This window comes from Vibrio sp. 10N.222.54.E6, assembly GCF_041473955.1.
Lineage (GTDB): Bacteria > Pseudomonadota > Gammaproteobacteria > Enterobacterales > Vibrionaceae > Vibrio > Vibrio tasmaniensis_A.
The window spans coordinates 16,878-27,094 of the sequence record NZ_JBFRTD010000006.1 but is presented as its reverse complement, the minus strand read 5'-3'; the positions used below and the strand labels follow the sequence as shown (position 1 = coordinate 27,094).

General features: G+C 43.2%; 8 protein-coding genes. 2 read left to right on the top strand and 6 right to left on the bottom strand.

Annotated elements, in window-relative coordinates; translation table 11 throughout:
* The first annotated feature begins 17 nt into the window (after positions 1 to 17).
* A complete protein-coding gene (locus tag AB4513_RS01385; protein ID WP_012600731.1) occupies positions 18 to 371 on the top strand; it encodes a hypothetical protein in 354 nt (117 codons plus the stop codon).
* A 185-nt stretch (positions 372 to 556) separates the two neighbouring features.
* On the opposite strand, the gene AB4513_RS01380 is transcribed toward AB4513_RS01385, so the two are convergent.
* The 5 genes from AB4513_RS01380 to AB4513_RS01360 all read right to left on the bottom strand — a co-directional run bounded on the left by AB4513_RS01380 (position 557) and on the right by AB4513_RS01360 (position 6,670).
* Positions 557 to 1,453, bottom strand: coding sequence for an RNA polymerase sigma factor RpoD/SigA (locus tag AB4513_RS01380; RefSeq protein ID WP_017099449.1), 897 nt, complete (start codon positions 1,451 to 1,453; stop codon positions 557 to 559).
* Positions 1,454 to 1,847: 394 nt separating this feature from the next.
* Positions 1,848 to 2,180, bottom strand: coding sequence for an Hpt domain-containing protein (locus tag AB4513_RS01375; RefSeq protein ID WP_009844988.1), 333 nt, complete (start codon positions 2,178 to 2,180; stop codon positions 1,848 to 1,850).
* The gene (locus tag AB4513_RS01370) at positions 2,174 to 3,763 is read right to left on the bottom strand and encodes a response regulator (protein WP_102257630.1); all 1,590 of its coding nucleotides are present in this window, start codon (positions 3,761 to 3,763) and stop codon (positions 2,174 to 2,176) included. The genes AB4513_RS01375 and AB4513_RS01370 overlap by 7 nt, the downstream gene beginning before the upstream one ends.
* A 288-nt stretch (positions 3,764 to 4,051) precedes the next feature.
* Complete coding sequence (locus tag AB4513_RS01365) at positions 4,052 to 5,602, bottom strand: DHA2 family efflux MFS transporter permease subunit (protein ID WP_032555013.1); 1,551 nt, start codon at positions 5,600 to 5,602, stop codon at positions 4,052 to 4,054.
* A gap of 3 nt (positions 5,603 to 5,605) precedes the next feature.
* On the bottom strand, positions 5,606 to 6,670 hold the full coding sequence (locus AB4513_RS01360) for an HlyD family secretion protein (RefSeq protein ID WP_009844998.1): 1,065 nt from the start codon (positions 6,668 to 6,670) through the stop codon (positions 5,606 to 5,608).
* Positions 6,671 to 6,798: 128 nt separating this feature from the next.
* Here AB4513_RS01360 and AB4513_RS01355 point away from each other — a divergent pair, with 128 nt between their 5' ends.
* Positions 6,799 to 7,701 carry a LysR family transcriptional regulator gene (locus AB4513_RS01355; RefSeq protein ID WP_017097897.1) on the top strand — a complete coding sequence of 301 codons (903 nt, stop codon included), beginning with the start codon at positions 6,799 to 6,801 and terminating at the stop codon, positions 7,699 to 7,701.
* A gap of 72 nt (positions 7,702 to 7,773) precedes the next feature.
* Here the strand turns inward: AB4513_RS01355 and AB4513_RS01350 are convergent, their stop codons facing one another.
* The gene (locus AB4513_RS01350; RefSeq protein WP_102257631.1) at positions 7,774 to 10,107 is read right to left on the bottom strand and encodes a glycoside hydrolase; all 2,334 of its coding nucleotides are present in this window, start codon (positions 10,105 to 10,107) and stop codon (positions 7,774 to 7,776) included.
* Positions 10,108 to 10,217 lie beyond the last annotated feature (110 nt).

The window sequence follows — 10,217 nt, the reverse complement described above, 5'->3', positions numbered from 1 at the left end:
TTAAAAGGAGGGACGACATGTATCGATATGTCAGTTCGCCACAAGCGTCGAAATACATCGTACCACCACCTCAACATCGTGAGTTGTCGAGTGTGGATGTTCCTGAGTCTGAATTGGAGATGCGAGAAATTCTAAATAATTGGTTTGCCGATGGTTTGGCTCCCATTATTCAAAGTGATGACGATTACATTGCGGCAAGCGACCAAGTTCGATTTGAGAAACTTAGCCGCACGGTTGGCATGTTATTGAGGAACAAAGACTATTACTTTGCCACTAAGCGTATCCTATCTTTGTGGGAACAAGATTGCCTTGAAACCACCTATGTTAATTACCTCATTCTACGCAGCGAAAGAGCCACTTCGTTAAGGTGATTAAACGCAGCCTGGGTTCGCTGACTATGATTGCTTGTTTTGAGCGCTTATGATGACTCAAGTTTGCTAAGAAAGTAGGCAAACAAAAAGGGCAAGCTTTGAGGCTCACCCTTAAGGTTCTTTCTTTACTTAACGTTACAGTTTTTACTGACCGTTATTTTCACCTAATTCTATACAGGTGCGACTTAGACCCAACCATCAAATTTCAGTCGTTTTTGAATCCTCTCGACCGCTTCTTTCTGCATCTGTCTAACTCGCTCATTAGAGACATTCACATCCAACATTTGTCCAACCTCAGACAGTGTTTTCACCTTGTTGTCGAAGAAACCAAAACGGTGAATAAGAACCTTCTGCAATTTAGGTGGCAGTGTGTTTATGATCTGCTCTAGCGCATGTGTAAATGATTGGTCTTCACAGTCTTGTTGAGGATCGGGGATGTATTCACTTTCGCACTGTTCAAGTACAAGTGGTGCGTGGCTGATACCAACCGTCGTTGTTACGTCAATAAACCCGCTTAACGCAACCAGTTGATCGACACGTTCAGCTTTTACGCCTGAGCTATTCGATAATTCTGAGATCGAGATTTCTTTGCGCATTTTTTTGCTTACATCGAGCTTCTTTGATGCAAGGCTATTAATTTCTTTACACACATGAGCAGGTAAGCGAACGGTACGACCTTTATTCATTAAGGCCGCTTCAATATTTTCGCGAATCCACCACACAGCATAAGTGGAAAAACGATAGCCGGGTTCTGGATCGTACTTATCGATGGCCTTGATTAAGCCAATATTCCCTTCTTCGATAAGGTCGAGCAGTGTGAAGTTGTTGCCTTTGCGTTTTAGATAACTTTTTGCGATTTTTACAACGAGGCGTAGATTCGATTCGATCATGATGTCACGTGCATGTTTGTCACCCGCACGATTCAACTTTGCGTAATACAATTCATCTTCACGCGATAACAGATCAATGCCCACGATATCCTTTAGATAGTGAGCATAAGGTTCTGTAGCAGTTGAAAATGATTCTTTAATGGGAGTTTCATTCGTGAGCCCCTGAAACGCAGCAAAATTGTCATTGTTCATTTCCTTGTCCTTATCTAGCCGACTGAACGTTTTATTTATTTTATTATTATGTCACCAGGTGAATAACACTTGGTTTCATTTAAGTGTAGGTAACAGTTTCTTCTTTACCAATAAATAAAATGCAATTTCGTATGTTTATGTCACAAAAAAATCTACAAATATTTAACTATTTTGCATCCCATCGAGTGTGACGGTTTTTTGTTCAAGACATGTATGTAGGAGGTCTATAAAGTGTTGCTATGTTTGAGCTTATCTAGATAAATACCATGAATTTATAGGCGTGGATTAGCTATATCATTGAGAGAGAAAATGACAAGAGTCGAGGTTCAATGTTTCCAAATACCTCAACTCCTTTGGCTACTAAGTTTCACCACGTAACTCTTAGTTCTATCGACTAATAAGTGCTGAGCACATCATCGATTTGTTGATTGATGATTTTTACTTCGCTGTAGATAACCGAAAGGTCATCCGTTTGAGGTGCTAGTTTATTGGATGTGTTTTGCTCGACTCTTTCTAAGGCCGCTGTAGCTGTTTCTTCGCCGAAGCTGGCTAATATGCCTTTTAATGTATGTACGATAAAATGAAGCTTGCCCCAATCTTGTTGCTGTACCAGTTCTTGTATCTCTTCTAATGAATTGCCATGGTCTTCTTGATACACAGACAATACAGCGAAGATTATTTCTCTGTCATTATCTAAGTAGGCATTTAAGGCATCGATATCTAGCATATAGACTCCTGTTGGCTGTATGTTGAAAATGGGCTAGGCGGCTTACTCGAAAAACCAGATCTTAATGAATCACTAATCCATTGATTCCATTTTGGAGGAAGTTCTAACTGTAAAATTTCTCTTAAATAGTCGTCGCTAAGTTTTTCATCTATATGAGCTTTATGAACGGCATATATATAGTCAAGTTTGGCGGCAACTGAATATGGGTAACTGTGAATATAGTCTTTTAATTCCTGTATTGACCCAAAGTTTTCAATGTTTATACAAGTTGAAGGGTCGACATTTTTGGACTCAAGTTTGTGGTTTACTGCTTCTCCACGAGATTTTAGACATTCCACTGCTAAGTGATAAAGAGAGTACTCCCCAAAATGGACGAGCAGTGGTAATAGTTGAGCGAGCAAGTAAGTTGGTTGGCTGTGGAAATTATTCGCTAACAGCGTTGAAGCTCTAATCACTTTTTTGTGGGCAACCTGAGGGCTATTTTCGATCAGCAAGATACTGCTCTGAAACAGGGCAAGGCTGGCTAAAACCTGCTGCTGTTGTTTTACCGGAAGTTTCAGGTTTACTAATTCGGTGAATTGGTTGGCGTGCTCAAGCAAAATACGTTTGTACTTTAGTTGCGTCTCGCGCTGATAAGTCGCTTTTAACGAATTAAAGTGCGCACAAATGGAGTGAATGACATCAATGTCAGCAGCTGAAATATGGGTCGCATACATCTCACCTAACTTTATGATCATACGTGTGTTGTCTGCGTTCTCAGCCAAGTCAATCGCCCTGATTGCACGATGGCTGATACTTGGTGTCATCTCAAATGCACGAATCGCTAATTTCAGAGCAGGAAGCAGCATCTTATGTTTTTCGTAGATACAGCTTAAGCAATCAATGACGCTCAATGAGAGTGGCTGCGCGATCAGAAAGTTGTGGAGCTTATCTATGGCTAGATCCTGTTTGCCTAAACTGTCGAGAATCAGAGCTTCAGCAACCAGTTTTGTCGGGTGCATGTTGGTTTTCGAGTTGTTAATGACGCTAGAGAGCAATTGCCAATTCTTACCTGAAATTAAATGTTCAATCAGTGTCGCTTCGAATTGAACGCTAGTGCCATTAGGCGAGACCGCTAATGCTTGAGCCAATTTATCCTGACTGGTGATCGGATATAACTCGTTCAGTTGTGTCAGCTTCTTCGAGATGGACACAGCACTTTGGATCTTTTTACCTAACCTCTGAGTATGAATCGGTTTAGAAACGAAATGGTGTGCCTCGCCTGACAGGGCAGTTAATACCGTTTCTTGACGCATATCTCCAGAGAGTAAAATTGTCGCAACCGTATGGTCGATGAGCCTATTTCGATACAGAATACCCAAAAGTTCAAAGCCCGTGAAGAATTGCTCTAGGTGGTAATCGATGAGGAGTACATGAAAAGAGTGAGTCTCGACCGCTTTAATTGCTTGTCGATAGTCGGTCGCAATAAAGATGCAATCATGTGCAATGCCCAAGCTCGAGAGTTGCTGCTTTATAAGAATAGTTGCACTCTTGGAGTCGTCGACAATTAAAACTCGTAGGTCAGGTGGTAAGGTCAAATCCATTTTCCTCAATACCAAATGTTATTTTTAATTTAGGTGTCAAGTTGCACATTGTCAAGGTGCCAATATCACAGACAAACACTCAATAAACTATTGGTAATTAAGGAGTATTCGATAACATTTATGAAAGACTTCAAACGCAGGTTACTTTTACCTGATTTTCGTTGGGTTATACGTGTTTTAGAAATAAAAAAGAGGCAAGCCGGTAAGCTAACCTCTCTGTTTTATTGTTCGAGTTTTTATTCGAAATGTTGTTCTTTTCTTGAAGCTTTATTAAACAAAACTCTAGCGCTAATCACGCATATTTAGAATCAATACTGCAGCTAGAGCCAAGAACGCCGTCATCATTAAGAACACATCGTTGTAAGCCATAATGGCAGCGTCACGTTGCATTGTGCCAAGTAGGCTAGCTTGCGCTTGTTGCATCGCCGTTGCGGCATCACTTCCTGATTGAATAAAGAACGCTTGTTGATCTTTGAGCGTTTGCCAACCCAATTGGCTAACTGAAGGCAGCGACTCTTTGATATGCGCCAAATGCTCGCGCGTTTTGTTATCTAACAACGTAGCAATAATCGCGATACTAAAAGCACCCCCTAGGTTTCGCATTACGTTGGTTAAGGTCGAAGCGTCAGGCGTGTCCATTTTGCTGATGTTTTTCATCGCAACCAAAGACAGCGGAACCATAATAAACGGGCTACCGATAGCGCGCAGAACCATGGACAAGATCAACTGTTGGCCACCAAAATCAATCGTCATATGTGTATTCACGTAACAACTGAAGCCAAACATCGCGAAACCAAAGGTCACTAAGTACTTAGGCTTAATGATTTGCGTCAGCTTAGGAACGATTGGGAATATCAACAACTGTGGGAAACCCATCCACATCAAGACTTCACCAATCTCCATCGCATTGTATTGCTGAATTTGAGTGAGATACATTGGCAGCACATAGATAGAGCCGAGCAATGCCATCCCTAGAATCAAATAGGCGATACAAGACATAGCAAATTGCCCATCCCGCAATAGCCGCAAATTCACCAATGGCTTTTTGTGTTGGAGTTCGTTTATCACGAAGTAAACTAAGCTCACTGCAGACACAATACTCAAGCCTATGATGAAGCTCGAACTGAACCACTCTTCACGGTTACCTTCCTCTAGCACGACTTCCAAACAACCGAGCCCTAACGCCATGGTCGCGATACCAAACCAGTCCGCTTTTTTCAGCGTGCCAAGGTCGAGCTTTTCATCGTCTAAGCCATATCGGATCATGGTGATCACGAGTAGAGCGGGCGGAATATTGATGTAGAAAATATAGTGCCACGAGAAGTTCTCTGTTAACCAGCCACCAAACGTTGGGCCAATAGACGGAGCAAACGTCGCCGTTACGCCGAACAATGCCATACCCACGGCACGCTTGTTGACAGGCAAAAGCTGAATCACTAGCGAGAAAGCAAGCGGGATTAAAGCGCCACCACTAAAACCTTGCATCGCTCGGAACACGATCATTGAGGTCATATTCCAAGAGAATGAACACAGCAAAGATGAAATGGTGAAGATGGCCGTCGTCCACGTGATATAACGGCGTTTACCGAACGCTTTAGAAAGCCAACCACTGAGTGGGATAGCGATCATCTCTGCGACTAGGTAAGACGTAGAGATCCACGAGCTTTCATCCAAGGTGGCAGACAGCGCACCTTGAATGTCTTTGAGAGACGAGTTGGTGATCTGAATATCCAAGATCGCCATAAACGCGCCGATTAAGCCGCCAAAAAGGGCGATCCAATGGCGTCTCGAAACCTCGTCATCATCATTTGTTTGGGTGACAACACCAGTGTTACTCATGGTCTAGCCTCGTTTATCGATGGTCGCTACCACAGACAAACCAGGGAGCAGTCGACCTTTCAACTCTTGCTGATCTGGAATCGTAATTTTCACCGGTACACGCTGAACGATTTTAGTGAAGTTACCGGTCGCGTTTTCTGGTGGTAGGAGCGCAAACTTAGCGCCAGTCGCAGGGGAGAAGCTGTCTACCACGCCTTCAAGTGGTTGACCCGGAAAGGCATCCAGTTCGACTTCTACGGTTTGGCCTTTATGAATACCGCTTAATTGAGTTTCTTTGAAGTTAGCTTCAATCCACACTTGGTTGTTTGGTACCAAACTCATCAATGGCGCGCCTGCTTGAATCAGCAAGCCTTCACGGACGCTACGTTTACCAATCACGCCATCCGCTGGCGCGTAGACCTTGGTGTAATCAAGGTTAAGTTGTGCTTGATCTCTTTGTGCTTGAGCTTCAGTCACGGATGCGTTTGCTTGTTCGATTTCACTCGCAATCACGATTAGTTGATCATTACTTGCGACAAGGTTTGCTTTTGCTTCTTCAAGTTCTGCTTGGGTGACTTTTTGTTGTGCGACCATGCTGTCGACTTCATCTTGCGAAGCATAGTTACGCTTTAATAAGCTACGAGAACGCACGACTTGTTGGATTGCACGCTCGTATTCAGCTTGTGCGGAATCAACACGGCTCTCAGCTTGATTTATTTGGCTACGTTGTAACGTTTGTTGAGCGATAAGGTTGTGTACGCTTGATTGAACGACGCTTAAATGCGCATTCGCCTGAGCAAGTGCAGATTGGTAATCACGATCATCAATTTGAACCAACAAGTCACCTTGTTTAACCGATTGGTTATCACTCACGTAAGACTTAACAATATAACCCGACACCTTCGGGCTTATATTAGTGATGTCGCCTTGTAGGTAGGCATTGTCGGTTGACTCGAAGTACTGGCCATAGCCATACCAATATCCAGCGCCAGCTAAGCCTAATGACAGCATGATCGCAGTAGCAATAAGCGGGGCTTTTTTACGTTTTTTTGTGCTTACTGATTGCGAAGCGTTGTTGTTCTCTGTCATTTTTTATTTCTCATTTTGTTTTTATTTAGATGTAACGAATTGTAAATGAATTCGATTGATTGATAAGATAGGAAAAAAGGGAAACACTGTTGCATGAATCTTACTAATAGGGCTTTGGGAGAAGTACGATGGACTTAAATGCTGTGACTGTTTTTACACAAGTTGTTGATTGTGGGAGTTTCACGCACGCAGCTGAAGCATTGAACATGACCAAGTCGACCGTCAGCCGAAAGCTAGACGAGCTGGAACAGCACCTAGGTGTGAGGTTGATCACTCGTTCGACACGAAGTTTAGTTTTAACGCCAGAGGGTGAGCGCTTTTATCAGTCGAGCATGCAGATGCAAGAGATCATGAACCAAGCTGAGTTAGAGGTTTCTGCCAATCAGGATTTGATCCGAGGGCAGTTGAATGTTGTGTTGCCTGTCGAATTGGGGCATCAAGTATTAGCCACATACATCCACAGTTTCCTAAAAGAGCACCCAAACGTGACTTTGAACTTAGAACTGTCGAATCGAGAAGTCGACATCATTGCGGAGGGGATCGATCTTTACGCACAAATTGGTGAGCTAGTGGACTCGAGCTTGGTTTCTCGTTACCTCACAACATCGAAGCGTGTATTGGTAGCCAGCCCTGAGTATTTAGAACAGTTCGGTGAAATCTCTTCACCCGATGACCTTAAGCCTCCATTTAGGATGATTGAGGTCGTGAACAAGGCGGCACGTCTACCTAAGTGGCATTTGCAATTAGAAGGCGGTGAGTCGATTTTGATCGATCTACCGTGTCAGTTGCGGGTGAATACCATCACGGCATGTCTAACAGCGTGTGTGGATGGGCTCGGCTTGGCGGTGCTTCCTGAATTCATTTGTCGGGAACACTTCAAGACAGGTAAGCTGATTCGCTTGTTACCTGAATATGAGATGCCAGAAGTTTCAGTAAGCCTAGTGTATGCAGACAGACAGTTGATGCCGAAACGTAAGAAGGTCTTTATCGACTATCTACTGACTGCTTTTCAAAATAGGAAGCACAAGTAACGGGCTGAACATTAGCGGTTAAATAAGTGCTTAAGCTTCCTATTATTCGTTTTTGTCTAAACCGTATCGAAGCTAACTATGATTGGGCTGCCAGTCGACGACTTGCCCATTCGCCAATATAGCTTTGACCGATAGGGCAGCAATATCGATACCGTTGTAACGAAATGCCTTGTTAGAGAAGTTGGCAATGATCTTACTCCCGTCACTGAACTCGGTTTGTTGAACTTCGCCGCTTTTGTCTAACCAGTCGAAATCGACTAACTGTTTATCCCATAACTGTTCGTGCATCGGTTCAAAGCCATCTTGATAGTGTTTGAGTGCTTTGATCCTTGGACTTGAACTTGATAAAGCTTCATCTCTGGTCAAGTGAACCATCGGTGGTGTGTTGTACAACATGGCGGTTAAGTCTCTTTCTGCTTGTACATTAGTGAACTTAAGGCTGTCTGAGTGCCAATGGTGCGTATTGATTACTTCATCATGGAAAACGGCTTGGTAAAGCGGAATTCGATATTGAGGCGAAAACAGCAATGACTTGTAGGGTTCTTTGACCTTAGCTGACTTGAAGAAAAAGTCAGGTTTATGGTCTGGATACCAACGACCCAAGTAATAAGGTGATTGTAGGTCTTCTTTCATCTCTTTGTCTGACCAACCAAAGCCGACCGTTTCTAAGCCGTGTGCAAAAGCGATGCCTTTTGTCGTCAGGCTATTACCATCTTCAGAACCAAGCACCAAATCGGGTTGATCGCTTAACCACTGCATTCGGTTATTGAAGGCAGAAAGCATATCCGTCTCACTGCTATTATCGCTGTAGTCCTCACGCGCCATCGCAGTCGCATCAACATCTAGGAACAGGCTATTGAAGTGACCAAAACGCATGATGTCTACGGCGCGCTGTTTTACATAATCCAAATGGCAATTCGGGTTCAAGTAAAAACCGTTTCCTCGAAACCCTTTTTTTAGGCTGCCATCCGCCATTTCAATCGCACAACTTTCACGCATCGGTTTTGGTAATTGGGCGGTTAGCCAGTTGTCATTGAGCTTCGCAGGGATGGCTGTGTTGTAGGAGTCATAGGTTCCAACCAGATAACCAGATTGCTTAGCCAGTTCTACTGCATTCGGTTGATAGAATGCTGGCATCCAGTTATCAAAACCTAACCAAAGCTTATTCAAGCCCGCTTTGTTTAGATTGTTGACCATGCCTGATGACAAGGCTTGTCCCCAAGTATCCGGTGCATTGAGATAAGAAGAGGCATGCTTAATCAACCAGCTTTTCTTGCTCTGAGCAGCGGTGTGTTGAGCTTTTATGGTGTTATCAGGCAGTGTTGGCGTTGCAACAGGATACAAGCTTTGTAATGACTGGTTAATAGAGTCCAACAACAGTTGTTTGTGATACTGGCTAAACCAATCTTTGCCTTTAGACAGAGGGGATAACTCACGCTTCGCTTCACTTGAAATGTTTAATTGAGAGTCTTCGAGATACCAGGCTTTTAATCCCCACCAGTCTCTCACATCTTGGATACTTAAAGCATCTTTACCAAACAAGTAGACGTGGCTTGCGCCGATTAGCTTATTTACATCTGGGTTACGCTTTTGCTTTTCGACAAACGATTCAGAGAGACCATTCTCAATACGCCAATCACGGTATTGTTTAGCACCATCTAACCAAGAGTCTCCAAGTGTTATCCGAACCGTAAAAGGCCGTGATTGATTCAGCGTTGTAAATTGGTGTGAAGCGCTCATATCAATCTTGGTCTTCTCATCAGAGGACGTATCCGACGATACATCAGAAAAGAACAATTGGTTGTTGGTTGGGGTAATCATCTGATAACTGATGAATTGATCGTTCTGTTGTACCGTCCAAAAAGGCATTTTTAAGTCTTGAGTGGTGTTGCTTCCAGAATGGTTGTCGACTAGGTAATTGGCCCACTGCTTATTGTTGGTAGGAACGCGCATACCCTCACTAAAGGGCAGAAATAGAGTCTGAGTTTGTTGTTCTGCTAGGTCAAACCAAACGAGTTCAATGGGTTGGTTTCGTTTTACTTGTGTGTTTTCAGGTAAGGTGAATTGGACAAGAAGATTATGTTCCTTCAACTCAGCTTCAACATTGATTCCACTCGGCATGAGTGTCCAAGATGCCTTGGTTTTTGAGTCTATGACTAGGTGAGTAACTTTTTGAGGTTGACGATCAACGGTCAAAGCAGCGCTATTCACACTTAAGCCATTCCAATCTATCGCTAATGTTTTTGTTGAAATCGACACTATATTGCTGGCGTTAATGTTGTTGGTGTGGCTATTGCTGATAAGAGTGACTTGATTATCTTGTGCGTTTGCCGAGAGCGCACAAGTCGTGAATAGAGCTGCAATAGCAAAAGACGTAAAATTAAGTTGATGACGAACGTTGACCATATCTAGATTCCGTAAAGGGTAAGTACGGTCATTACACCCAAATCGCGTTGGTATTTTGTCACCTATATGTCTCTATTTTTTCCCTTCGGTGTTTAATGCCATTGTATAGC

Bases quoted from the DNA above. Each gene is read 5' to 3' on its own strand.
- AB4513_RS01385 (WP_012600731.1), top strand. From the start codon at position 18: ATGTATCGATATGTCAGTTCGCCACAAGCGTCGAAATACATCGTACCA.
- AB4513_RS01380 (WP_017099449.1), bottom strand. From the start codon at position 1,453: ATGAACAATGACAATTTTGCTGCGTTTCAGGGGCTCACGAATGAAACT.
- AB4513_RS01375 (WP_009844988.1), bottom strand. From the start codon at position 2,180: ATGCTAGATATCGATGCCTTAAATGCCTACTTAGATAATGACAGAGAA.
- AB4513_RS01370 (WP_102257630.1), bottom strand. From the start codon at position 3,763: ATGGATTTGACCTTACCACCTGACCTACGAGTTTTAATTGTCGACGAC.
- AB4513_RS01365 (WP_032555013.1), bottom strand. From the start codon at position 5,602: ATGAGTAACACTGGTGTTGTCACCCAAACAAATGATGATGACGAGGTT.
- AB4513_RS01360 (WP_009844998.1), bottom strand. From the start codon at position 6,670: ATGACAGAGAACAACAACGCTTCGCAATCAGTAAGCACAAAAAAACGT.
- AB4513_RS01355 (WP_017097897.1), top strand. From the start codon at position 6,799: ATGGACTTAAATGCTGTGACTGTTTTTACACAAGTTGTTGATTGTGGG.
- AB4513_RS01350 (WP_102257631.1), bottom strand. From the start codon at position 10,107: ATGGTCAACGTTCGTCATCAACTTAATTTTACGTCTTTTGCTATTGCA.